Origin of the sequence: Amycolatopsis rifamycinica, assembly GCF_000695625.1 — a bacterium.
GTDB classification, from domain to species: domain Bacteria; phylum Actinomycetota; class Actinomycetes; order Mycobacteriales; family Pseudonocardiaceae; genus Amycolatopsis; species Amycolatopsis rifamycinica.
This window is the reverse complement of record NZ_JMQI01000054.1, coordinates 21,489-43,300: the sequence shown is the minus strand read 5'-3', so window position 1 is coordinate 43,300 and position 21,812 is coordinate 21,489. Positions and strand designations below refer to the sequence as shown.

Here is a 21,812-nt window from a genome sequence, read left to right as displayed (position 1 = left end):
GGCATCTCCATCGGGGGTTCGGGTACGTGAGCGACGGCGAGAAGGCGGCTGAAGAGACGCCTGCGTACGGGTCCGAGGACGTACTCGAGGACACTCCCGGGAGCACTCCGCCCGCCCCGCGGGTCAAGGCGCGTCGTTCGCCGTGGAACCGCGGGCGGGATCGGGCGATCGCCGCGCTGATCGCGGTGGGCGTGGTCGCCGTCGCGCTGGTCGTCGGCGCGACGAGCGACAGCGCGGCCACCGACCGGACCACGGCGGCGGCGCCCCCGGCGCTGCCCCCGGCCCCGGAGAAGGTGCCGGGGTCGCTGGCGGAGATCTGGAGCGCCCCCAGCGGCGCGACGCCGGCCCCGGTGGTGGCCGGCGACTCGGTGGCCACCGCGGACGGCAGCGAGGTCGCCGCCCGCGACCCGCTGACCGGGCAGGTCCGCTGGCACTACACGCGCGACCTGCCGTTGTGCACGCTCGACCAGGCGTGGGGCCGGCTGAACGCCGTCTACCACAAGACCCGCAACTGCAGCGAGGTCACGCAGCTGGACCCGGGCACGGGCCGGATCACGGCCCAGCGCAACGGCAACGCGGAGCTCGGCACCGAGCTGGTCGACGACGGCTCGCACGTCACCGCGACCGGCAAGAAGCTCCTCACCACCTGGCGCGACGACCTGGTGCAGAGCGCCGAGTACGGCCAGGTCCCGGCGCTGGTCAACGCGGGCAAGCAGCCCCGCACGGGCTGCACGTACGGAACGGTCGCGGCGGCCTCGGGCAAGGTCGGCGTGATCGAGCGCTGCCCGGGCGACCCGGCCGACCGCCTGACGGTGTACAAGGCGGCGCCGGAGAAGGACGACGAGCCGCAGGTCAGCTTCAGTTCGGTGCTGGCGGGCAAGCGGGCCCGCGTGATCGCGATGTCGGGCGACCTGACGGCGGTGATCCTCCCGGACCAGAAGCTCCTGGTCGTCTTCAACGGCGACGGAACCCAGCGCGCGGCGTACCCGCTGGACGTCCCGGCGGGCGACCTGGCGACCGACCCCCCGGCCGGAGTCGAGGCGACCACCCAGACGGCGGTGAACGTGTACTGGTTCAGCGGCTCGAAGCTGCTGGCCCTGTCCCGCGACGACCTGTCCCCGCGCTGGACGTTGAGCAGCGCGGCGGGCCCGGGAGTGACGTTCGCCCAGCAGCTGGTCGTCCCGATCAAGGGCGGCTTGGCGGTGCTGAACGAGAACGACGGATCCACGATCCGCACGGTCGGGGTCGAGCGCCGGGGCTACACGGGAGTGGTCAGGCTGGCCGCGGCCGGCCCGGTGCTGCTGGAACAGCGCGGCCCGACCCTCACGGCCCTGAAGTAGCGCGGCGCCGAAGGGGCGGTCGGTCGATTCGGGCGGGGATCAGCTGAGCCAGAAGATGGTCGCCGCGGAGACGGCGAACAGCACAACGGCCACCCCACCCCCGACGGCGGGCAGCCCGCGACGCCGGTCGGCCACCCGCTGCGCACCCAAGGCGAGCACAGCGGCCAGGGGGTGCCCGATCAGGGAAGCGGCACCGGGCCCGGGAGCCCCGGTGAAGAGGCAGATGCCCCCGACGGCGAGTACGCCGAGTGCGAGAACAGCCAGGCCGGCGGCCAGGGAGCCAGTGAGCCCCCGCCACCAGCGACCACGGTCTGCGGTGGGCGCGGGCTTGGTGGGTTCGGTGGACTGGTCGGCCTCGGATTCGGCGAGGGCCTCGGAGGGCTCGATCCGCTCGGGCGAGACTCGCTCTTGCTCCACGGTCGGCGCCTCGGCCGCCTCCCGCGCCATCGGCACCTCGTCGTCAGCCCGGCCCGAAACCTGCGGCCGCGCTGCGTTCTTCTGCCGCGCCTCCTGCTCCCCCGCCGGCAGCGGGACGGTTGCCAGTTCGTCGGTGTCCGGTGAAGCCACATTCCCTCCGTTCAGGGCGCGAGCAGGTCCCACGGCTGCGCTGCCGGGGCCGCCTGCCGGCCCGCCGCGCAGCTCGGCCTGAAGTCGCACCAGGCGCAGCGCCGGTCCGGGCGGGGTGGGAACAGCACGTCCCCGTCGCCGCCCGCGTCCAGGGTATCCGTGGCGAGGCGGAGATCTCCGGCAGTCTCTTCCGCGCGTTGCAGGTGCCGCCGCAGGCTCTCCGGGGTGTGCTCCGCCGCCGCGATCGTGCCCGTCGGGACGTGGTGCAGTTCCACCGTCGTGCACGGCATGCGCAGCGTCCGGGCCGCCGCCACCGCGTACAGCGCGAGCGCTTGCGAGGCCCGGGCTTCGTACTCGTCCGGCGGACGGCGTCCCGTCTTGTAGTCCACGATGACCAGCGAGCCGTCGCGCGCGTCGATCCGGTCCGCGCGGCCCTCGATGATCATCGACGGCCGCTCCCCCGGCGTGCCGCTGACCGGCGCCGACACCCACCGCTCGAGCCCGACCGGGTCGTGCGTGACGTCGTTGTCCTCGACGTACTCCGCCACCCACCCCTTGGCCCGCGCCCGGTACCGCGCCGCCTGCTCCTCGCTCTCGAAGCCCGCGTCCTTCCAGAACTCGGCCACCAGCGCCACCGCCCGCTGCGGCACCCGCTTGAGCACCGGCAGGTCGAACAGCGCCCGCAGCGCGTTGTGCACCACCGCGCCCAGCGTGCTGTGCGCCCACGGCCCGGTGCGCTGCGGTGTCGGCCGCTCGAGGTACGCGAGGCGGTACCGGCGCGGACAGTCGTCGAAGGTCGCCAGCCGTGCCGGCGAGACCTTCGTGAGCCGCACCGGTTGCGCGACGCCGAAGTCGAAGCCCATCTGGTCCTTCACGCCGCCCACGCTACGCACCACCACCGACACTTTTTGCGGGGGTTCGGGTGGCGGAGCCCCCGACCTGGGGCGCAGCCCCAGATGTCACAGCCACTTTCCGCGCGGGGCGAGCCCGCGGGGGCGAGCCCGCCCCGCGCGGAAAGCCCGGTCAGCTCACGACGAGCACCGTGTGCGTGCCGCCGGAAACAGTCAGCGGACCCGCCGCGCGCAGCGGACGCCCGTCCAGCAGCACCAAATGCCCCGAAGGCACCACCAGCGACCCGGACGTCCCCCGCGGCGCGCTCACCGTCAGCGTGAACACCGAACCCTGCTGAGACCACGAAGCCGACAACGCGCCCTTCGGCGTCGGCACCGCTCCGCGAGCCCACGAAACCGAACCCGGGTGCGGCGAAACCGTCCAGGTCGCGAAGCCCGGCGACGTCGGTAAGACGCCCAGCAGCTCGTTCGTCAGCGCCGGGACGACCCCGGTCGACCAGCCGTGCGCGGCCGAGGTGTAGCCCTGCTCGTAGTGCGAGCCGCCCTCGCCGATGCCCTCCCACGCCGTGATGCCCGGGTCGTGCGTGGCCATCCAGCCGTACATGCGCTTGATCTGGTCGATCGCCGAGTCCGGCTGGCCGCTGCGGAACCGCGCCTGCAGCTCGGGGAACGACGTGAACGCGTACACGCGCTTCGTGCCGTCACCCACCAGAGTGTCGTTGTCCATGAACGGGTTCCCGTACGGCAACGCGCCCGCCGCCAGCCGCGCCAACGCCGAAGCGGCCTGGGCGGGCGACGCGATACCGGCCAGAACAGCGTGACTGTTGCCGTCCTGCCCGTGCCGCGCCGCGCCCGTCGCCGAGTCGAGATAAGCGCCGGCCGCCGGATCCCACAGATGAGCGTTCACCGCCGCGGACACCGCCGAAGCCCGCGACAGCCATCGATCCGCGTCGGCCGGATGCCCCGTCGCGCGCGCCAGACCGGCAGCGCCCTGAAGCGCCCGGACGTACAACGCGTTGTAGTACGTCACTTCGCCCGTACGCGGCAGGAACGCGTAGTCCCCGTAGCCGCCTGTCCCGTTGAGGCCCTTCGCGAGCAACCCGCGCGAATCGGTCACCGACGGATACCAGCTGTCGAGCGTCTTCACGAGGTGCGGATAGTACGAAGCCGCGTACGCGGTGTCGCCGCTGTACAGGACGTAGTCCCAGCTCGACGTCACCCACCAGAGCGGATAGTCGAACAGCGGCAGCGTGTAGCCGTTGATCGACGCGGGCGGGATCCAGCCGTCCGCGCGCTGGTGGTCCGCCAGGTCGGCGAGGACGTTCTTCGCCGCCGTGCCGTCCTGGTGCGTCAGGTACTGCGTCAGACCGGAGACGGCGACGTCGCCGACGTACGGGTCCCGGTCGCGCTTCGCACCATCGTGCAGCACCAGTTTCCCGTCCAGCGACGGCGAGAACGCGCCCCTCGGGTCCACATCGGACTCGCGGAAGGTGTCCATGCCCAGCTCGTTCGTGTACGACGCCGCGTACCAGTACTTGTTGAGGTCTTCGTCGGACGACTCGAACCAGCCGCGGTAGGTCGACGGCGTGCCGAGGAACGGCGTGAAGCCGAGCGAGACGCCGCTGATGCGCACCTCACCGGACGGCTGGGCCAGCGGCGCGTCCGACGCCAGCGCGTCGAGGCTGATCCGCAGGTACCGGAAGCCGTGCAGGCCGTCCGCGCACACCTGGGTCCCCGAAGCGCAGCTCTTCGTGTCGCGCCACACCGTCGGCGTCGCGGGCACGGCGTACTGGTCGGTGCCGGGCCCGCCGGAGAAGTCCGAGCGGGTGAAGTCGGAGCGTTCGCCCAGGTACTGCAGCGTCTCCGAGAACGCCAGGCGGACGCCCGGCAGGTTCGCCGAGGCGCCCGCGAACGCGATCTCCGGGTACCCGGCGACGACCTTGCCGAAGTCGACGACCGCGGACGGCACCGGCGGGTCGGCGACCACACCGGGCCACACCTCCGCGACGCGGCTGAACTCGCCGGACGGGGTGCTCTGGTCCTTCGTCACGGTGATCCGGACCTGCGCGGTCGTCACCGGCCGGTCGAAGGTCACCGCGCGCTGCACGGCCGTGTTCCCCGTCACGGAGGCCGCGACCCGCCACGCGCCCGCGTCCAGCACCTCGACGGTGAGGTCCTGCGGCACCCCGTCCACATTGGACAAGACGGTGACGCCGGGCATTGCGACCGGCGCCCCGGCGGTGATCGTCAGGACGTCGGGGTACGCGCCGATCGTGTCGTCGTTCCAGAACGTCTCGGGGTTGCCGTCGACGGCGTTGCCGGGCTCGTAGGTCCGGGGCTGCCCGTTCCCGCCGCTGTTCGGCGCGTGGAACGACGACGCGGCCGCGGTGGTCCCCGCGGGCCACGCGGGCTTCGGCGGCGGCGCCTGCCGCTTGAACGTCGCCACCCCGCGCCCCAGCAGGCCGTTCGGGTTGGTGACGTCACCGGTGGTGGACAGCACCCGCACCGGCCGGACGTCCCGGCTCGCCGGCGCGACGACGTACTTCTGCCAGCCGGGCGCGGCGTCGGCGGGCGCGGCGACCACACCGCTCGCCACCAGCACCGTGACCGGCAGGACTGCTCTGAGCCACTTCATCGAGGCCTCCGCAGGGCATTGAATCGTTTCAAATGCTGAGCTGAGATTCAGGCTGCGGGAGCGGTGCCAACGATGTCAACGCACCGGGCGCATCCTGTCCGGCAGGACAACCCGGGTGGCGGCGTCAGCCGGCGCCGGAGATGAACCCGCGGACGGAGTTCGCGACGAGCTCGACGGCGATGGCCGCGAGCAGCAGGCCGGCCACCTTGGCCAGCAGCGTGATGCCGCTTTCCTTGATCAGCCGGATGACGAGGCCGGAGTAGCGCATGCACAGGTAGATGACGAGGTGGGTCGTGACGATCGCCAGCGCCAGGGCGATGTACGCGCCGATGTGCCCGTCGGCCTGCCGGACGAACACGATGGTCGCGGCGATCGCGCCGGGCCCGGCCAGCAGCGGCGTGCCGAGCGGCACGAGCGCGACGTTGACGTCTTCGGCCGCCGCTTCGGGCTCGTGGCCGTTGCTGGTGAGCAGCTGCAGCGCGATCAGCAGGAGCAGCAGGCCGCCCGCGCCCTGCAGCGCGGGGATGCCGATGCCGAGGTAGGCCAGTATCGCCTGGCCCGCGACCGCGAACAGGCTGATGACCAGCAGTGACACCAGGACGGCCTGCCGCGCGGCGCGCGCCCGGGTCGCCATCGGCTTGCGGCCGACGAGGCTGAGGAACACCGGCACGGTGCCGGGCGGGTCCATGATGACGATCAGGGTGATCGTCGCGCTCATGAAGAGCTTCGCGTCGAAGACGTCGGCGAACGTCATGTCAGCCCTTCACGACTTCGAACCCCGTGGCGCGCGAAGTGAGTTCCTCGAACTGCCCGGGGTCGGTGGTGCACTCGCCGAGTTTGATCGTCTTGTTCGTGCCGTGGTAGTCGCTGGATCCGGTGACGAGCAGGCCGAGCTCGCCGGCCAGCTCGCGGGTGCGGGCCCGCGTCGGCGCGTCGTGGTTCGGGTGGTCGGCCTCGACGCCGGTGAGCCCGCGCGCGGCCAGCCCGGCGAGGGTGTCCTCGCTGATCGTGGCGCCGCGGCTGAAGGCGAAGGGGTGCGCGATGACCGTGACGCCGCCGGCCGCGGCGATCATGTCGATGGCTTCCTCGACCGGCGTGTCGCGCCGGGCCACGTAGTAGCCGCGGCGGGGGCTGAGGTAGTCGGCGAAGGCCTCGTCGACGGACTTGACCAGCCCGGCGCGGACGAGCGCCTGGGCCAGGTGCGGCCGTCCGGGCGGGGAGTCCTCGGGGAGCAGGCCGAAGATCTCGTCGGCGTCGATCGGCAGGCCGTCGGCGGCCATCCGCTCGGCCATCCGGCGCAGCCGGGTGCGGCGCTCGAGCCGGAGCCGGGTCTGCTCGGTGACGATGGGCTCGGACGTCGGGTCGAAGAGGTAGGCGAGCAGGTGGACGCTGATCTGCCGGCCCGTCTCGGGGTCGGTCGACACCGTGGAGAGCTCGGCGCCGGGGACGAGCGTCAGGCCGGGTGACACCGCTTCGGAGGCGGGCGCCCAGCCCGCGGTGGTGTCGTGGTCGGTGATCGCGACGACGTCGAGCCCGGCTTTCGCGGCCGCGGCGACGAGCCCGGCCGGCGTGTCGGTGCCGTCGGAAGCGGTGGAGTGGGCGTGCAGGTCGATGCGCATCGTGTCCATTCTCGACGATGCGCTGGGTCACACGCGAAGCGGGACTCTCAGCCGACGGGCTTCTTGCCCCGGGCGGCCCGCTGGGCCTTGATCATCGAGAAGCGCTCGGCCTGCTTCTGCTTGTCGCCGAAGACGAGCTCCGAGATCGTGTCGTAGAACTCTTCGGGCCGCGGCAGGAAGTCGATCTTGTTGAGCGCCTGGATCTGACCGGCGGACTCGACCACCATCGTGCCGTAGCCCATCATGCGGCCGGTCGCCGTGCGGACGTAACTGAGGTCGGTGACCTTGCTGATCGGCATCATCAGCACCTTGGTGGTGAACACCCCGGTGGTCATGACGAACCGCTTGTCGGTGACCACCAGGCGCTCGACCCACCACTCCATCACCACGTAGGCGAACCGCAGGACGACGAGCAGCGCGACGTACCAGAGGATGTTCTGGCCGATGTACAGCGCAGGTGGCAGCAGGTAGGACACCAGCACGCAGACGGCCAGCAGCGCGGCCGCCTCGAAGGTGTCCCAGAGCAGCACCGCCCAGTGGCGGCGGATCCGGATGACCCGCCGCTCGGTGTCGAGGAGGTACTCGTCGGGGTCGCGTGGCGCGAACATGGTTCGAGGGTAACCCTCGATCAGCCCTTGAACACGCTGCTGACGAAGGTGATCACCGATTCAGCCGAGCTGCGGAGGAAGTCGATGATGTTGCCGACGAGGCCGGCGGCCTGCCCAGGCTGGGCGATGACGAAGAACAGCACCAGTGCGATACCGGCGAGGCCCGCAATCTTCTTCACGTTCACCGCGATCAAATCCCGTCTCTTACGGTGACACCGGACAACAGCAGAGAACCTGACGTTTTACGTTGTACCGCACTGAACAGGCGCAGGGGAGGGAAGTCCCGCGCTTGGGTCAGCACGCGGTCCGAAGTGTACCGTACGGCTACTCTCCGTGTACAGGACATCCGTTTTCACTTCGGTTACGTCTACCCTTCGGGACATGGAGCGGCTCACCAGCACCACAGTCCGCTGTGTCGGCGGCATCGCGTTCGATCCACAGGGCCGTTTGCTGCTCATCCGGCGCGCGAACGACCCCGGTTCGGGGCAGTGGTCGCTGCCGGGTGGCCGAGTCGAACCGGGCGAAACGGACAAAGAGGCCGTGATCCGGGAGCTCGCCGAGGAAACGGGCCTCGACGTGATTCCGGGCACACTGATCGGTTCGGTGCGGCGAGGGCCGTACGAGATCTTCGACTACGCCTGCGAGGTGGAGGGCGGGATCCTCACGGCAGGTGATGATGCGTCGGATGTGCGTTGGTCCGATGCGGCAGACCTTGCCCGGTTGGAGGCCGCTGGAGAGCTGGTGGATCTGCTTTTCGTGACGCTGCGTGAGTGGGGGGCTTTGCCGCGGGCGTGAGGGTCGTCGGAAGCTCCCCGGCGGTCCCCAAGGGCGGCGGGAACTCCCTGCCCGTCCTCAGAGCCGCCGGACGCTCCCGCCCGCCCCTGAGGGCCGCCGGAGGCTCTCCCGCCCGTCCCAGAGGGCGGCGGGAAGCTTCCCCGCGCGTCCCTATCGGGTTGTGAAGCCGCGGCGGTGGCGGGCGCTGAATCGCGGTGTCGGTGGTGGGTGCGGTCGCGGAGCATGGCGTGGAGGACGTCGCAGGGGCGGCGGGCCAGGCAGATGAGGGCGGCGTAGTGCTTCTTGCCTCGGCTCTTGGTAGGCCCTGCCGGTTGGGTCGCCGAGGGCCGCCTGAGGCTCTCTCGGCCGTCCCTGAGGCCGCCGGACGCTTCCTCGCCGGGCCCTCAGGACCGCCGGAAACCCCGCCCGTCCCTGGGGGGCGTCCCCGAGTCCAGTCTATCGGCGCCCACCGACGAACCCGGCCCCGCGCAGCGGGTTGTCCACAGCCCGGCCCGGCTGTGGACAACCCCGGCGACTACAGCGGCAACCAGGTCATCCGCTGCCCGTGCGGCGCGGTCCGGGCCAGGGCGTGCGCCTCCGGCTTGCCGTCCTCCCACCGCACGACGCCCAGGGTGGCTAGCCCGTCCGCGCCCGAGAGGTCGTCGCGGCCCGGCAGGACCGCCTCGAGCCCGGCCCCGTAGAACTCCTCCGAAACCCACCACACCGGCCGTGACGAGGCCAGCTCGGCCAACGCCGCGATGAACTCGGCCCGCCGCGAAGCCGTGAAATAGGCGAGGACGTGGCTGGTCAGCACGACCAGGGGGCCCTCCAGCGACGCCGCCGCCGACGCCAGGTCGTCGACGCCGTCCCCGGTGATCAGGCGCGGGCGGTGGCGGGCCTGCTCGGCCGCCGCCGTGCGCAGGAGCCTGATGCGGTCCGGCTGGTCCGCCCAGACGCACGCCTCCAGCCAGGCCAGCTCGTCCTCGTCCGACAGGTCCACCGGGGCCCGGTCCAGGCCCGCCCGGTCGAGCAGCGCGAGCTTCTTCGGCAGCTTCGGCACCACCGCGCCCGGGGCCAGGTCCAGCGCGCAGTGCAGCCCGACCGCCGCCTTCGCCGGGCCCGCCGTCAGCTGGTCGCCGCCGTCGCACTGGTAGCGGTAGCCGAAGCGGTCCAGGCCCAGCAGGAGCCCCGCGCTGCAGCCGACCTCGAGCAGCGAGACCTTCCCGCCCGCTTCCCGGGCCGCCCGCGCCACGCCGGGGTACAGCAACGCCGCCCGGCGGACCTCGTTCGTCTGCGTGTACCGCGAGGCGATCAGAGCACGCGCCTTCGAAGCCCGCTCCAGCAGGAACGACCGGAACAGCGGCCACGTGTCCGAGTCGACGCCGTCGAAGCCGCCCAGCGACGGGTAGTACCTCGAGAGCGGGTGGATCGGATCGGCCTGCACGAGCCGGTGCGCCACCGCCATCAGCAGCGTGCCGCGCACCTCGCCGTCCCGGGCCACCGACAGCAGGCCCGCGACGTCGTCGTCCTCGGCGGCCCGCAGCGCGAGGTGCTCGTACAGCGGCGAGACCCCGCGCGCCTCGGCTTCCGCGAACGTGCGGAGTATTTCCTTGATCCCGTCCAGGTCCATCAGAGCCTCATTCGTGCGGCACCGGCCGGCCCGGCTGCTCCCCGCCCCGAGTCTCCCCGTACGACCGCTTCGGCACCATCACCTTCCGCCGGAAAGTGCACACGATCAGGCCGTCCTGCTTGTAGCCACGGGTCTCGACGTACACCACGCCGCGGTCGTCCTTGGACTTCGACGGCGTCTTGTCGAGCACCTCGGTCTCGCCGTAGATCGTGTCGCCGTGGAACGTCGGCTTGACGTGCTTGAGGGACTCGACCTCGAGGTTCGCGATCGCCTTGCCGGAGACGTCGGGCACCGACATCCCGAGCAGCAGCGAGTAGACGTAGTTCCCGACCACGACGTTCTTGCCGAAGTCGGTGGTCTCCTCGGCGTAGTGCGCGTCCAGGTGCAGCGGGTGGTGGTTCATGGTGAGCAGGCAGAACATGTGGTCGTCGTATTCCGTGACCGTTTTGCCCGGCCAGTGCTTGTAGACCGCACCGACTTCGAACTCCTCGTAGTACCGACCGAACTGCACTCGTCATCTCCCGTCGCGTAACACCGCGTGAGGCTGGTACGACACGCATCCGTAGTGAGGAGTACCCTCAACCATCGGTGTTCGCGCGTCAACGCGAGCCCTGCCACTGTCGTCCCCGGCCCGGAGGAGGTGAGGAACTCGATGAGTAGTGGCGATAGTCCGCTCCCTAGTAGTCCCAGCGTTCCCACCTCCCGGGTCGTCTCCAGGTAGGCCTTCTCTTCCCGGGAACGCTGGTGTGTCGCCGGGCGGACGCGTTTTCCGCCCCTGGTCAGTCGTCTCGCACGACCACGCACGACACCAGGAGATCCCATGCCTGCCATTCCCTCGCTCGGCGGCCTTCGCGGCCGCGGCAACAAGGGCACCGTTCCCGTGCGCCCGGTTCCGGTGCCGCTGTCCGCGTACGTCGTCGACTGCGCGGTCTACGTCGCCGGTGAGCGCCTGCCCGGCCGCTGGACCCACTCCGAGGCGATCAAGGAGGTCCGGAAGCGGCACGAGGGCTTCGTCTGGATCGGGCTGCACGAGCCGGACGCCCAGCAGATCCAGGGCGTCGCGGACACGTTCGGGCTGCACGAGCTGGCGGTCGAGGACGCGCTCGAAGCGCACCAGCGGCCGAAGCTGGAGCGCTACGACGACACGCTCTTCCTCGTGGTGAAGACCGTCCGGTACGTCGAACACGAGTCCCCCACCACGGCGAATGAGATCGTCGAGACCGGCGAGCTCATGGTGTTCCTCGGCCGCGACTTCGTCATCACCGTGCGGCACGGGAACCACTCGGGGCTGGCGCGGCTGCGCCGCGAGCTGGACGAGGACCCGGAGCGGTTGCAGCTGGGCCCGTCCGCGGTCGTGCACGCGATCGCCGACCACGTCGTCGACCACTACCTCGACGTCACGGGCCGGATCGAGAACGACATCGACGTCATGGAGGCGCAGGTCTTCGCGCCCCGCTCGCAGGTCAGCGCCGAGCAGATCTACCTGATGAAGCGGGAGGTCCTCGAGCTGCGCCGGGCGGTGATGCCGCTGGCGACGCCGATCCAGCGCCTGGCCGAGGGCTACACGCGGCTGGTGCCGGACGACGTCCGCTCGTACTTCCGCGACGTCGCCGACCACCTCACGACGGTGTCCGAACGGGTCGCGGCGTTCGACGAACTGCTGTCCACCCTGGTCGACGCGACCGTCGCGAAGATTTCCCTGCAGCAGAACACCGATATGCGCAAGATCACGTCGTGGGCGGCGATCATCACCGTGCCGACGATGATCGCGGGCATCTACGGGATGAACTTCGACTACCTGCCCGAGCTGCACTGGAAGTTCGGGTACCCGCTGGTGATCACGGTCATCCTGGCGATCTGCCTGTTGCTGTACCGAATATTCCGGAAGAACGGCTGGCTCTAGGTCCCCCTTTCTTCCCCCACCGTATTCGGAGAGTTCGTGATGCCTCGCATGCTGTCCAACTTGAAGTTCTGGGCGCTCGCGCTCAGCGTGCTCTGGATCGTCGTCATCACTTTCGTCATCGTCGCGGACCCCGGGTTCGCGCACGGGATGAAATAACGGCGGAGCGTCCTATCCTGGGCGCATGCCGAAAGCGCTGGTCGTCTCCGACGAGGTCGACGAGCGGTTGTGGACCGACGCGGTCCGCACCGTCTCCGTCGACCTGGTCATCGGCGCGGGCGACCTGCCCTACGACTACCTGGCCTTCCTGGCCAGCGCGCTCGACGTGCCGTGCGTGTTCGTCCCGGGCAACCACGACCCGGACCTGAGCGGCTACACGCGCTACGGCGGGCTGTCCATGAAGGACGGTTTCCCTGCCGCCTGGCCCGGCCCGGCGGGCGGCATCAACGCCGACGCGCAGCTCGTCGACGTCGCCGGCCTGCGGTTCGCCGGGCTCGGCGGCTCGATCCGCTACAACGACGGCCCGAACCAGTGGACACAGCGCCAGCAGGCCCGGCGGGCCCGCGGGCTGGTCCGGCGCGCCCGGCTGCGGCGGTGGCGCGACGGGCGCGACGTCGACGTGCTGCTGACGCACTCGCCGCCGCTGGACCTCGGTGACCGCGCGGACCCGCCGCACCGCGGGTTCGCGTGCCTGCACCGGACGATCGAGGTGCTGCGTCCGAAGTGGCTGCTGCACGGGCACATCCACCCCCACGGCGAGCCGGTGCCGGACCGGGTGGTCGGCACGACCCGGATCCGCAACGTGGTGGGCCACCGGATCATGGAGTTCTGATGAAAGAGACGGGATTCCCCCGCGCCGACGCGGAGAACGACTTCCTCCGCGCGCGCCGGGGCCAGGTGCTCTCACGGCTTTCGACGTGGCTGCGCCGCGAGCCCGACGACGTCAACATCATGCTGCCGTTCCACGAGGTGGTGGAGGCGCTCGGCTACCTCGGCGAGCACCGGATCGGGCTGCGGCTGATCAAGCTCGAGTCGATCGTCGGCACGGTCGACCGCAGCCGCGACTTCGACCGCCGCTTCCGCCCGACGTCGGCCCGCGTCCGCGAGCGCTGGGAGCGCCTGGCCCTGGCCGCCCGCCGCGGCGAGGAGATCCCGCCGATCGAGGTCTACCGCGTCGGTGAGCTGCACTTCATCATCGACGGCCACCACCGCGTCTCGGTCGCGATCGCCCAGGGACTGTCCACAATAGAAGCCGCGGTGACGGTGGTCCGCACCAAGCTGAACCCGGGCGGCATCCGCCACCGCGGCGACCTGATCGTCAAGGACTACCGGCGGCTCTTCCTGGAGCGGGTACCGCTGACCGGGCACGCGCGGGCGTCGGTGATCGTGTCGGACCCGTGGGACTACGCGAAGCTGGGCGAGCACGTGGAGGCGTGGGGCTTCCGGCTGATGCAGGACGAGGGCAAGTTCTGCGACCGGGCGAGCGTGGCGCAGCGCTGGTTCGAGGAGGAGTTCGTGCCGGTGGTGAGCATGCTGCGGCAGGCGGGCCTGATCGGGGACCGCACGGACGCCGAGGCGTACATGTCGTTGGCGGCCGAGCGCTACCGGCTGATCCGCACCCACCGCTGGGACGACGAGGTCATCGAGACGCTGCGGTCCCGGCACCACTAGGCAGGTGGTAGACCACCAGCGTCTGCTCGGGCCGCTCGGCGACGTGGAACGCGGCGTGCGGCACGGTGATCGGGCCCAGCCGGGGGTGCCGCAGGCGTTTGTGGCCCGCGTGGCTGAACTGGACGTCGTACTGCGGCCACCACTCGCGCACCTCGGGGCTGGCCTCGGTCAGCTCGGCCACGAGCCGGGTCACGCGCGGGTGGCCGGGGTGCCGGCCCGCGATCGCCCGCAGCCGGGCCAGGACGCCGCGTGCCTCCTGCTCCCAGTCGACCAGCACTTCGCGGGCGGCTACCCCGGTGAACAGCCAGCGCACGACGTTGCCGCCCGGCCCGATGCCCCGGAACAGCTCCTCGGCGGCGTCGTTGAGCGCGAGGACGTCGTAACAGATCCCGGTGACGTACGCGGGGTTGCGGCCCAGCAAGGCCGGGACACCCGCGACCTCGGGCGCCGCTTCTTCGCCGACGCTCTCCCCCGGCGTCGCCCCGCCGCCGGCGAGGCGGTGCAGGTGCTCCTGCTCGGCGCCGGTCAGCCGCAGCGCCCGGGCCAGTGCGTCGAGCACCTGGCCGGAGGGACGCACGTCGCGGCCCTGCTCGAGGTAGGTGAGCCAGGTGGCGCTGATGCCGGCCAGCAGGGCCAGCTCCTCGCGCCGCAGCCCGGGGGTCCGGCGGCGCCCGGTGGCCGGCAGGCCCGCGTCGGCGGGGGCCAGCCGCTCCCGGCGGCTGCGCAGGAACGCGCCCAGTTCGGTGCTCACCCTGGAACCTCCAGTACCAGAATAACGCCATTCTGGATACCAGCTTAGCGAGCCGCGAGGCTGGGTCCATGCGAGCTTGGACTGTGACTGCACAAGACGACGACGTCCGCCTCTCCGATGTGCCGGAACCCGTTCTCCGGGGCGGCGGGGTGCTCGTGGAGGTGCTCGCCGCGCACCTCCCCGCGTACACGAGGGCGGTCGTGCAAGGGAACCGCGGCGGCCTGCCGGTTCCCCTGACCCTGGGTCCCTCCTGCGTCGGCCGGGTGATCGACGTCGCGCCGGACGTGTTCCACCTCGAGCCGGGCGACATCGTGCTCGACACGGCGTTGCTCGACGCGGGTGGCGGCGACGAGGTCCTGGTGGGCTGGGTCGGCCTGGGCGGCTCCGGCGCCGGCAGCGAACGCACCGACCGCATGCGCGCGGTGTGGCGTGACGGCGTCTTCGCGGAGAAAGCGCTGTGCGCCAAGGAAACCCTGGTCAAGCTGCCCGGCGCGGAGAGCTACCCCGACCCGGCTCGCCTGGCGTTCCTGCCGTGGCTCGGCATCGCCGCCGCGGGCCTGCACGCGGCGGGCCCGGCGGCCGGCCGCGACGTCGCGGTGATCGGGGCGACCGGTCAGCTGGGCGGCGCGGCGGTGCTGACGGCGCTGGCGGAAGGCGCGGCGACGGTGACGGCGGTGGGCCGCAACGAGGACGCGCTCGGCCGGCTGGCCGCGCTCGACCCGCGCGTGCGCACCCACCGGCTCACCGGCGACCGCGCGACGGACGCGGCGGGGATCGGCCCGGTCGACGTGGCCGTCGACACGCTCGGCGCCGCGCCGTCGGCGGACGCGACCATGGCCGCCTACGACAGCCTGCGGGGGCGCGGCACCCTGGTGCTCGTCGGCGGCGTGCGCCAGGACCTGGCCGTCCCGTACGGCGATCTGATGCACCGCAGGCTCACCCTGCGGGGCTCCTGGATGAGCGACCAGCGAACGGTGACGACGGTGTGGAACCTGGTCCGCTCCGGCGTGCTGGACCTCTCGGCGGTCGAGCTGCGGACGACCGGCCTGGACGACCCGGCGGCCGCCCTCGGCCTGGCCGAGCGCACGACCGGCCTCGGGTTCGTGGCCCTCGTCCCCGGACCCGCCTAGAAGTCCAGCCCCGGGGTCAGCGCCAGCTGCCGCACCTGGTCCAGCCTCAGCGTCGGCTCCGGGCGCTGCTTCGGCAGCCGGACCCCCGCCTGCTGCAGCACCCCGCTGTTGTTCGACCAGAACTGCACGTGCGCGTTCGGCGCGGCCAGGCCCACCCGGTTGGTCACGACGTCGCCCGAGCGCAGCGCCGACAGCCAAAGCAGGCCCTGCGGCGTGGTTTCCGTGCGGCAGGTGAGCTGCTCCGGGTCACCGCACTTGGGGCCGCCCCCGCCGCCGGGCAGGATGAGGACGTACACCGAGCCCGTGCCCTCGGCGTCGGTCACCCGGACGCCCATGTGGAACAGCGCGTCCTGCGGGGCGTCCCCGGCCGGGTCGGCGATCAGGTGGAACGGGTCGGCGGGCGGGACCTCGCCCGGGATCGTCAGCCGCGAGATCTGCGCCTCCGGCGGCAGCAGCGCGCGCACCGCCCGCCCGACCAGGCAGCTCAGCCGCTCGACCAGGGCCGCGCGCGTGTCCGATGCCCCCGGGCAGGGCGCGTTCGCGACCGGCGTCCGGTGCGGCAGCACCACCACCGCCAGCCCCAGCGCGAGCACCACGACGACCAAGGCCACCGCCCCGGTGATCCGGTGCCGGTGACGCGATCGACGGGCCGCCGCCAGGACCTCCTCCCCGGAGAGGCCGATCGGCGGCTCGCCGTCGGTCACGTACGCCGTCAGCAACGACCGGACGTCCTCCATCACGACTCCTCCGTCGTCGGCGCCGGCAGAACCGCGCGCAACGCCTCGACCCCGCGGGCCGTCTGGGACTTGACCGTGCCTTCGGCGACCCCGAGCAGCGCCGCGACCTCGCTCACCGGGAGGTCTTCGAGGAAGCGCAGCACGACCATCGCGCGCTGCCTCGGCGTCAGGTCCGCGAGCGCCCGTTCCACGTCCAGGCGCAACGACGTGTCCCGGCTCGGTGGCGATTCCCGCTCCGGCACCGACGACGTCACGTATTCGCGCCCGTAGCCCCGCCGCCCGGCCAGGAACAGGTTGAGCAGGATACGGCGGGCGTAGGCGTCGACCGTGCCCGGCCGCACCCGCCGCCACCGCCGGTACAGCTGCACGAACATGGTCTGGACCAGGTCTTCGGCCGCGTACCAGTCCCCGCAGAGCGCGAACGCCACCCGGCGGAACCGCTGGACCCGCGCGGCGAAGTACTCGCTGAATTCGGCGTCTCCGGACACACCCTTATTAGTGCGCCGGGCCCTCGGGAGGTTCAAGTGTCCCCCGTGCGAGCTACGCGCGGGTGTCCCCTCGATGGTGACGATTCCGGCCCGCCGGCTCCCTAGCGTTCTTCCCAGCCGCGGAACACCACCGCGGGTCGATGCGAAGGGGTTTTCATGAGGGTCGTCTGGCAGCTGCTGGCCGTGGTCGCGGTCGCGTTCATCGGGCAGCAGGGCGTGGCCGCCGCGGACGGGAATCCGTGGCTGACGCTGATCGTGGGCGGGCTGACCGCCGTGCTCGCGGCCGTCGCCTACCGGTGGGTCGTGCGCAGGACCGAAGACCGCCCGGTCACCGAGCTGGCCGGGCCCGGAGCCGGAGCGGCGCTCGGCCGGGGGATGCTGATCGGGGTCGTGCTCTTCGGGCTCGTCATCGCGAACATCGCCCTCCTCGGGGACTACGAAGTCCGCGGCTGGGGCACCTTCCCCGGCGCCGCCGGGCTCGTCGGCTTCATGGCCGCCGCCGCGGTGACCGAGGAACTGCTGTTCCGCGGGATCCTGTTCCGGTTCGTCGAGAAGTGGACCGGCACCTGGCTCGCCCTGGTGCTGACCGGCCTGCTGTTCGGTCTCACGCACCTGTTCAACGAGCACGCGAGCCTCTGGGGTGCGATCGCGATCGCGATCGAGGCCGGTGGCCTGCTGACCGCCGCGTACGTCGCCACGCGCAAGCTGTGGCTGCCGATCGGCCTGCACTTCGGCTGGAACTTCGCCGCGGCCGGGATCTTCGGCACGGAGGTCTCCGGCAACGGCACCCCGCAGGGCCTGCTCGACGCCGTCACGTCGGGGCCGTCGATCATCACCGGCGGCGACTTCGGCCCGGAAGGCTCGCTGTACTCGGTGCTGTTCTGCGTCCTGGCGAGCGCCGGGTTCCTGTGGCTGGCCGACCGGCGCGGCCGCCTGGTGCCCCGTCGCCGCGCCGACCGGACCGACGACGTCACTACACTCGCCCGGTGATCGATCACCGGGAAGCACTGGCCCGGTGGCGCCGGCTCGACGTCGTGGTCCGCGACCTCCCGCTGGCGCTGCTGTTCCTGGCCGGTTCCTTCGTGCCCTGGCTGCAGAGCCACGGGACGCAGGTCGGCGGCGTGCCGGAGCGCCCGTTCGACGCGCTGGCGGTCGCGGTGGTCGCGGCCGAGAGCCTCCCGCTCGCCCTGCGGCGGCGGTGGCCGGCCCTGTGCCTGACGCTGGTGGCCCTCGGCTTCTCCGTGGACCAGCTCCGCGGCTACCACCTGGTCGCCGGGGCCGCGCTCGCCTTCGCGCTGATCAGCGCGGGAGCCCACCTGAACCGGCGCCGGGGCCTCACCGCGGCGCTGTTCTCCGTGGCGTACGTGGCCTTGGCGATCGCCCTCGGCCGGCTCGGCACGGAACCGCCGTCGGAGTTCGTGACGTTCTTCCTGTTGCTGGTGTTCGCGTGGGGCATCGGCGCCTGGCTGCGCACCACCCGGGCCGCGGAAGCCGGGCACCGCCGCCGCGTCGCCGAGGCCACCCGGGCGACCGAGCGGGCCGCCATCGCCCGCGAGCTCCACGACGTCGTCACCCACCACGTGACGGCGATGGTCGTGCAGGCCGAGGCGGCCCGGTACCTCACCGCCGCGCCCGACCGGCTCGACCAGACCCTGACCGCGATCACCGACACCGGCCGCCGGGCCATCGCGGACCTGCGGCACCTGCTGGACCTGCTCAACCCCGAGCACGAGCCGCGGACGCCGTCCCCTGGCGGGCTCGGCGCGCTCGTCGAGCAGGCCCGCCAGGCCGGGCAACCGGTGGAGTTCACCGAGGAGGGCACGCCCGCGCAGTCGGCGGGCAGCGCCGACCTGGTGGCCTACCGGGTCGTCCAGGAGGCCCTGACGAACGCCCTCAAGCACGCCCGCGGCAGCCGCACCTCGGTCGAGGTGCACCACGGTGACCGGGAAATCGCCGTGGCGGTCCGCACGACCGGCGCGCCAAGCGCGTCCCCCGGGGGCAGCGGCCGCGGGCTCGCCGGGCTCCGCGAGCGGGTCGGTGTCCTGGGCGGCGACTTCAGCGCGGGCGCGCACGACACCGGCTTCGTGGTGCGCGCCCGGATCCCCACGGGGAATCCGGCATGAGCGCGCCGATCCGGGTCCTGGTCTGCGACGACCAGATGCTGATCCGCACCGGGCTGGTGACGATCATCGGGGCCCAGCCCGACTTCGAAGTGGTCGGCGAGTGCGGCGACGGGCGTGCCGCGGTCGACCTCGCGGCCCGGCTGCGCCCGGACGTCGTGGTGATGGACGTGCGCATGCCGGTGCTCGACGGCATCGAGGCCACCCGCCTGCTGGCCGGGGCCGGGGTGCCGCACCCGGTCAAGGTGCTCGTGCTGACGACGTTCAACCTCGACGAATACGTCTACGAGGCGCTGCGCGCGGGCGCGAGCGGGTTCCTGCTCAAGGACGCGCCACCGGACCGGCTGCTGCACGGCATCCGGACCGTGGCCACCGGCGCGGCGCTGCTGGACCCCGAGGTGACGCGCCGGCTGGTGGGCCGGCACGCCGCCCGGATCCGGCCCGCGCCGGACGCCGCCCCGGAACTCCCGCTGACCCCCCGCGAGCTCGAGGTCCTGCGCCTGCTCGCGGACGGCCTGTCCAACAGCGAGATCGCGGAACGGCTGGTGATCAGCCAGGAAACCGTCAAGACGTTCGTGTCGCGCATCCTGACCAAACTGGACCTGCGCGACCGCGTCCAGGCCGTCGTCTACGCCTACCGCCACGGCCTGGTGACGTGAGCGGGCCTCCCCGGAAGGAGGCCCGCTCACGCACGAGGACCTACATGTGCACGGCGCCCGGCGCCGCTTCGCCCTTCGGGACGCCCGGGCGCAGCAGCAGGCCGCTGAGCACCGCGCCCACCACGTAGATCACCGCGGCCCAGGTGAACGCCGTCGTGTAGCTCTCGATCGCCGCCTCGGCCGCCAGTTGCGGGGCCGGGGCCTTGCCCGCGATGTAGTCCGCGGCCGCGTTGCCGGCCAGCGTGCTGAGCAGCGCCGTGCCGATCGAGCCGCCGACCTGCTGCATCGTGTTCACCGCCGCGGACGCGACACCCGAGTCGTGCGCCTCGACGCCGAACGTCGCGACGCTCATCGCCGGCGCCATCGCCAGGCCGATGCCGAAGCCCATCACCAGGAGCGGGCCGAGGACACCGGAGGCGTATGTGCTCTCGAGGCCGATGCCGCTCAGCCAGAACAGGCCGGCCGCGGCGATCGCCATGCCGGTCGGGACCAGCGGCCGGGGGCCGAAGCGCGGCAGCAGCACGGCCGTCGCCGTCGTGGCCGACAGCATCAGCGTCGCCACCATCGGCAGGAACCCGACGCCGCTCTGGATCGGCGTGAACCGCAGGTTCTGCTGCACGTAGAACGTCAGGAACAGGAAGATCGCGAACATCCCGATGGCGAGCAGGAACATCGCCAGGTACGAGCCGCCGCGGTTCCGGTCGAGCAGGACGCGCAGCGGCAGCAGCGGGTGCGCGACGCGCTGCTGCAGCCACACGAACACGGCCAGCAGCACCACACCGGCGGTCAGGAAGCCCCAGACCGACACCGAGGACCACGAGTCCGCCTCGGCGTTCGCGAAGCCGTAGACCAGCGCGAACAGGCCGGCCGACGCGGTCACCGTGCCCGGCAGGTCGAGCTTGGGCCGCGGGCCCTCGTCCTTCTGGTTGCGCAACAGGACCGAGCTGCCGATGAACGCGACGACCGCGAAGATGATGTTGACGAACATGCACCAGCGCCAGTCGAGGTACTCGGTGAGCACGCCGCCGAGCAGCAGGCCGACCGCCGCGCCGCCACCGCCGATGGCGCCGAACACGCCGAACGCGCGGCCGCGCTCCTTCGGGTCGGTGAACGTCGTGGTCAGCAGCGAAAGCGTGGCGGGCGCCAGCAGCGCGCCGAACACGCCCTGTGCCGCGCGGGCGACCAGCAGCAGCTCGATGTTGGTCGCGGCGCCGCCGAGCGCGGACACCGCGGCGAAGCCGGCCAGGCCGACGAGGAGGGCGTTCTTGCGGCCGAAGAGGTCCGCGAGCCGCCCGCCGAGCAGCAGCAGGCTGCCGAACGCGAGCGCGTAGGCCGTGACGACCCACTGCCGGGCGTCGTTGGAGAAGCCCAGGTCGACCTGGGCCGAGGGCAGCGCGATGTTCACGACGGTCGCGTCCAGGACGACCATCAGCTGCGCGATGCCGATCATCACCAGGATCAGCCAGCGTCTGGCGTGGTGTGGGTTTACGGCGGCGCGCGTGTCCCCCGACGGCGCGACGGCGAGTGTGGATTCGGACATGGAGGGGCCTCACAGAAAGTGATCAGAAGACTATGTGGAGTAGGTATCTCCCCTTACTCGCCCCAAGGTACACAAGAACCGGAGATGGCGCCTCTACTTGACGAGCTAGACTGGAGCCATGGCACGGGACGCTGGTCCCGCCGCACCGGCGCGGCCGCTGCGGCGTGACGCTGAACTCAACCGCCGTCGCATCCTGGCGTCGGCCCGCGAAGTGTTCGGCCGGCGCGGGCTCGAGGCCACGCTGGACGACATCGCGCACCACGCCGGCCTCGGCGTCGGCACGGTCTACCGCCGCTTCCCCAGCAAGGAACACCTGGTCGAAGCCATGTTCGCCGAGCGGATGGAAGAAATCGGCTCGCTGGCCGAAAAGGCGCTGAAGGCCGAGGACGCCTGGCAGGCCTTCGTCGACTTCACCTGGAAGTCGATCGAACTGCACTCCGGCGACCGCGGGCTGCGCGAGATCATGCTGTCGAACAAGTTCGGCCACGAGCACGTGGCCGAGGAAAAAGCGCGGCTGGTGCCGTTGATCACACAGCTCGTCCAGCGCGCCCAGGAGGCGGGTGGCCTCCGCGCCGACTTCGCCCCCACGGACATCCCGATCCTGCACATGATGATCGGCTCGGTGATCGAGTTCACCTCCGCGGTGGACCCGGACCTGTGGCGCCGGAGCCTGGCGATGCTGCTCGACGGCCTGCGGGCCCGGCCCGGCAAGCCGTCGGCGCTGCCGCACCCGCCGCTCGACGAGCGGGAAGTCGACGAAGCGATGTCCTGCTGGCGTCCCTGACGCCGGCT

The 21,812-nt window shown here is 71.9% G+C and carries 23 protein-coding genes and 1 pseudogene; 10 read left to right on the top strand and 14 right to left on the bottom strand.

What is annotated here, in order from left to right; translation table 11 throughout:
* Nucleotides 1–26 precede the first annotated feature (26 nt).
* A complete protein-coding gene (locus DV20_RS25265; protein ID WP_200876494.1) occupies nucleotides 27–1,340 on the top strand; it encodes an Rv3212 family protein in 1,314 nt (437 codons plus the stop codon).
* 39 nt (nucleotides 1,341–1,379) lie between these two features.
* Here the strand turns inward: DV20_RS25265 and DV20_RS25260 are convergent, their stop codons facing one another.
* The 7 genes from DV20_RS25260 to DV20_RS25230 form a co-directional block, all read right to left on the bottom strand.
* Complete coding sequence (locus DV20_RS25260; RefSeq protein ID WP_043784358.1) at nucleotides 1,380–1,907, bottom strand: hypothetical protein; 528 nt, start codon at nucleotides 1,905–1,907, stop codon at nucleotides 1,380–1,382.
* An 11-nt stretch (nucleotides 1,908–1,918) separates the two neighbouring features.
* Nucleotides 1,919–2,770, bottom strand: coding sequence for a RecB family exonuclease (locus DV20_RS25255; RefSeq protein ID WP_043784491.1), 852 nt, complete (start codon nucleotides 2,768–2,770; stop codon nucleotides 1,919–1,921).
* A 160-nt stretch (nucleotides 2,771–2,930) separates the two neighbouring features.
* A complete protein-coding gene (locus DV20_RS25250; protein WP_043784357.1) occupies nucleotides 2,931–5,393 on the bottom strand; it encodes an alpha-L-rhamnosidase-related protein in 2,463 nt (820 codons plus the stop codon).
* 124 nt (nucleotides 5,394–5,517) lie between these two features.
* Complete coding sequence (locus tag DV20_RS25245; RefSeq protein ID WP_043784355.1) at nucleotides 5,518–6,147, bottom strand: MarC family protein; 630 nt, start codon at nucleotides 6,145–6,147, stop codon at nucleotides 5,518–5,520.
* Between the two features lies 1 nt (nucleotide 6,148).
* On the bottom strand, nucleotides 6,149–7,021 hold the full coding sequence (locus DV20_RS25240) for a PHP domain-containing protein (protein ID WP_043784354.1): 873 nt from the start codon (nucleotides 7,019–7,021) through the stop codon (nucleotides 6,149–6,151).
* Nucleotides 7,022–7,059: 38 nt separating this feature from the next.
* Nucleotides 7,060–7,620 carry a PH domain-containing protein gene (locus DV20_RS25235; protein WP_003095467.1) on the bottom strand — a complete coding sequence of 187 codons (561 nt, stop codon included), beginning with the start codon at nucleotides 7,618–7,620 and terminating at the stop codon, nucleotides 7,060–7,062.
* Nucleotides 7,621–7,640: 20 nt separating this feature from the next.
* Nucleotides 7,641–7,805: a hypothetical protein gene (locus DV20_RS25230; RefSeq protein WP_162472554.1), complete on the bottom strand. Its 165-nt coding sequence runs from the start codon at nucleotides 7,803–7,805 to the stop codon at nucleotides 7,641–7,643.
* Between the two features lie 196 nt (nucleotides 7,806–8,001).
* Here DV20_RS25230 and DV20_RS25225 point away from each other — a divergent pair, with 196 nt between their 5' ends.
* The gene (locus DV20_RS25225; protein WP_043784488.1) at nucleotides 8,002–8,415 is read left to right on the top strand and encodes an NUDIX hydrolase; all 414 of its coding nucleotides are present in this window, start codon (nucleotides 8,002–8,004) and stop codon (nucleotides 8,413–8,415) included.
* Between the two features lie 164 nt (nucleotides 8,416–8,579).
* Here DV20_RS25225 and DV20_RS45045 read toward each other — a convergent pair.
* From DV20_RS45045 to DV20_RS25215, 3 genes and pseudogenes are all read right to left on the bottom strand, one after another.
* Nucleotides 8,580–8,745, bottom strand: a pseudogene (locus DV20_RS45045) (IS110 family transposase); the annotation flags it as partial.
* A gap of 184 nt (nucleotides 8,746–8,929) precedes the next feature.
* Nucleotides 8,930–10,024, bottom strand: coding sequence for a DUF2332 domain-containing protein (locus DV20_RS25220; RefSeq protein WP_043784351.1), 1,095 nt, complete (start codon nucleotides 10,022–10,024; stop codon nucleotides 8,930–8,932).
* A 7-nt stretch (nucleotides 10,025–10,031) separates the two neighbouring features.
* On the bottom strand, nucleotides 10,032–10,535 hold the full coding sequence (locus DV20_RS25215) for a MaoC family dehydratase (protein WP_043784350.1): 504 nt from the start codon (nucleotides 10,533–10,535) through the stop codon (nucleotides 10,032–10,034).
* Between the two features lie 309 nt (nucleotides 10,536–10,844).
* Here DV20_RS25215 and corA point away from each other — a divergent pair, with 309 nt between their 5' ends.
* The 3 genes from corA to DV20_RS25200 all read left to right on the top strand — a co-directional run bounded on the left by corA (nucleotide 10,845) and on the right by DV20_RS25200 (nucleotide 13,595).
* Nucleotides 10,845–11,927: a magnesium/cobalt transporter CorA gene (corA, locus tag DV20_RS25210; protein ID WP_043784348.1), complete on the top strand. Its 1,083-nt coding sequence runs from the start codon at nucleotides 10,845–10,847 to the stop codon at nucleotides 11,925–11,927.
* Nucleotides 11,928–12,108: 181 nt separating this feature from the next.
* Entirely contained in the window at nucleotides 12,109–12,756 is a 648-nt protein-coding gene (locus tag DV20_RS25205) for a metallophosphoesterase family protein (protein ID WP_043784347.1), read from the top strand.
* Nucleotides 12,756–13,595, top strand: coding sequence for a chromosome partitioning protein ParB (locus DV20_RS25200; protein WP_043784345.1), 840 nt, complete (start codon nucleotides 12,756–12,758; stop codon nucleotides 13,593–13,595). Before DV20_RS25205 ends, DV20_RS25200 begins: the two co-directional genes overlap by 1 nt.
* Here the strand turns inward: DV20_RS25200 and DV20_RS25195 are convergent.
* Nucleotides 13,564–14,346: a helix-turn-helix transcriptional regulator gene (locus DV20_RS25195; RefSeq protein ID WP_043784344.1), complete on the bottom strand. Its 783-nt coding sequence runs from the start codon at nucleotides 14,344–14,346 to the stop codon at nucleotides 13,564–13,566. The two genes, DV20_RS25200 and DV20_RS25195, sit on opposite strands and share 32 nt — an antisense overlap.
* A gap of 83 nt (nucleotides 14,347–14,429) precedes the next feature.
* Here DV20_RS25195 and DV20_RS25190 point away from each other — a divergent pair, with 83 nt between their 5' ends.
* Nucleotides 14,430–15,476, top strand: a complete 1,047-nt coding sequence (locus tag DV20_RS25190; protein WP_235190948.1) for a zinc-binding dehydrogenase — start codon at nucleotides 14,430–14,432, stop codon at nucleotides 15,474–15,476.
* Here the strand turns inward: DV20_RS25190 and DV20_RS25185 are convergent.
* Together DV20_RS25185 and DV20_RS25180 are read right to left on the bottom strand one after the other, a co-directional pair.
* Nucleotides 15,473–16,213 carry a hypothetical protein gene (locus tag DV20_RS25185; protein ID WP_043784341.1) on the bottom strand — a complete coding sequence of 247 codons (741 nt, stop codon included), beginning with the start codon at nucleotides 16,211–16,213 and terminating at the stop codon, nucleotides 15,473–15,475. The genes DV20_RS25190 and DV20_RS25185 overlap by 4 nt on opposite strands.
* Complete coding sequence (locus DV20_RS25180; RefSeq protein ID WP_043784340.1) at nucleotides 16,213–16,701, bottom strand: SigE family RNA polymerase sigma factor; 489 nt, start codon at nucleotides 16,699–16,701, stop codon at nucleotides 16,213–16,215. Before DV20_RS25180 ends, DV20_RS25185 begins: the two co-directional genes overlap by 1 nt.
* Nucleotides 16,702–16,857: 156 nt before the next feature.
* Between DV20_RS25180 and DV20_RS25175 the strand changes: the two genes are divergently transcribed.
* The 3 genes from DV20_RS25175 to DV20_RS25165 are packed head-to-tail and all read left to right on the top strand — an operon-like array spanning nucleotide 16,858 to nucleotide 19,480.
* Nucleotides 16,858–17,691, top strand: a complete 834-nt coding sequence (locus DV20_RS25175) for a CPBP family intramembrane glutamic endopeptidase (protein WP_043784338.1) — start codon at nucleotides 16,858–16,860, stop codon at nucleotides 17,689–17,691.
* A complete protein-coding gene (locus DV20_RS25170; protein ID WP_043784337.1) occupies nucleotides 17,688–18,824 on the top strand; it encodes a sensor histidine kinase in 1,137 nt (378 codons plus the stop codon). Before DV20_RS25175 ends, DV20_RS25170 begins: the two co-directional genes overlap by 4 nt.
* The gene (locus DV20_RS25165; protein ID WP_043784335.1) at nucleotides 18,821–19,480 is read left to right on the top strand and encodes a response regulator; all 660 of its coding nucleotides are present in this window, start codon (nucleotides 18,821–18,823) and stop codon (nucleotides 19,478–19,480) included. The genes DV20_RS25170 and DV20_RS25165 overlap by 4 nt, the downstream gene beginning before the upstream one ends.
* Before the next feature lie 40 nt (nucleotides 19,481–19,520).
* Here the strand turns inward: DV20_RS25165 and DV20_RS25160 are convergent, their stop codons facing one another.
* Complete coding sequence (locus DV20_RS25160) at nucleotides 19,521–21,020, bottom strand: MFS transporter (protein ID WP_043784333.1); 1,500 nt, start codon at nucleotides 21,018–21,020, stop codon at nucleotides 19,521–19,523.
* A 118-nt stretch (nucleotides 21,021–21,138) separates the two neighbouring features.
* Here DV20_RS25160 and DV20_RS25155 point away from each other — a divergent pair, with 118 nt between their 5' ends.
* Entirely contained in the window at nucleotides 21,139–21,804 is a 666-nt protein-coding gene (locus DV20_RS25155) for a TetR/AcrR family transcriptional regulator (protein WP_043784331.1), read from the top strand.
* Nucleotides 21,805–21,812: the final 8 nt, after the last annotated feature.

What these genes read in the sequence shown, in the direction of transcription:
- DV20_RS25255 (WP_043784491.1), bottom strand. Translation starts at nt 2,770, where the DNA reads ATGGGCTTCGACTTCGGCGTCGCGCAACCGGTGCGGCTCACGAAGGTC.
- DV20_RS25250 (WP_043784357.1), bottom strand. Translation starts at nt 5,393, where the DNA reads ATGAAGTGGCTCAGAGCAGTCCTGCCGGTCACGGTGCTGGTGGCGAGC.
- DV20_RS25245 (WP_043784355.1), bottom strand. Translation starts at nt 6,147, where the DNA reads ATGACGTTCGCCGACGTCTTCGACGCGAAGCTCTTCATGAGCGCGACG.
- DV20_RS25240 (WP_043784354.1), bottom strand. Translation starts at nt 7,021, where the DNA reads ATGGACACGATGCGCATCGACCTGCACGCCCACTCCACCGCTTCCGAC.
- DV20_RS25235 (WP_003095467.1), bottom strand. Translation starts at nt 7,620, where the DNA reads ATGTTCGCGCCACGCGACCCCGACGAGTACCTCCTCGACACCGAGCGG.
- DV20_RS25225 (WP_043784488.1), top strand. Translation starts at nt 8,002, where the DNA reads ATGGAGCGGCTCACCAGCACCACAGTCCGCTGTGTCGGCGGCATCGCG.
- DV20_RS25220 (WP_043784351.1), bottom strand. Translation starts at nt 10,024, where the DNA reads ATGGACCTGGACGGGATCAAGGAAATACTCCGCACGTTCGCGGAAGCC.
- corA (WP_043784348.1), top strand. Translation starts at nt 10,845, where the DNA reads ATGCCTGCCATTCCCTCGCTCGGCGGCCTTCGCGGCCGCGGCAACAAG.
- DV20_RS25205 (WP_043784347.1), top strand. Translation starts at nt 12,109, where the DNA reads ATGCCGAAAGCGCTGGTCGTCTCCGACGAGGTCGACGAGCGGTTGTGG.
- DV20_RS25200 (WP_043784345.1), top strand. Translation starts at nt 12,756, where the DNA reads ATGAAAGAGACGGGATTCCCCCGCGCCGACGCGGAGAACGACTTCCTC.
- DV20_RS25185 (WP_043784341.1), bottom strand. Translation starts at nt 16,213, where the DNA reads ATGGAGGACGTCCGGTCGTTGCTGACGGCGTACGTGACCGACGGCGAG.
- DV20_RS25175 (WP_043784338.1), top strand. Translation starts at nt 16,858, where the DNA reads ATGAGGGTCGTCTGGCAGCTGCTGGCCGTGGTCGCGGTCGCGTTCATC.
- DV20_RS25165 (WP_043784335.1), top strand. Translation starts at nt 18,821, where the DNA reads ATGAGCGCGCCGATCCGGGTCCTGGTCTGCGACGACCAGATGCTGATC.
- DV20_RS25160 (WP_043784333.1), bottom strand. Translation starts at nt 21,020, where the DNA reads ATGTCCGAATCCACACTCGCCGTCGCGCCGTCGGGGGACACGCGCGCC.
- DV20_RS25155 (WP_043784331.1), top strand. Translation starts at nt 21,139, where the DNA reads ATGGCACGGGACGCTGGTCCCGCCGCACCGGCGCGGCCGCTGCGGCGT.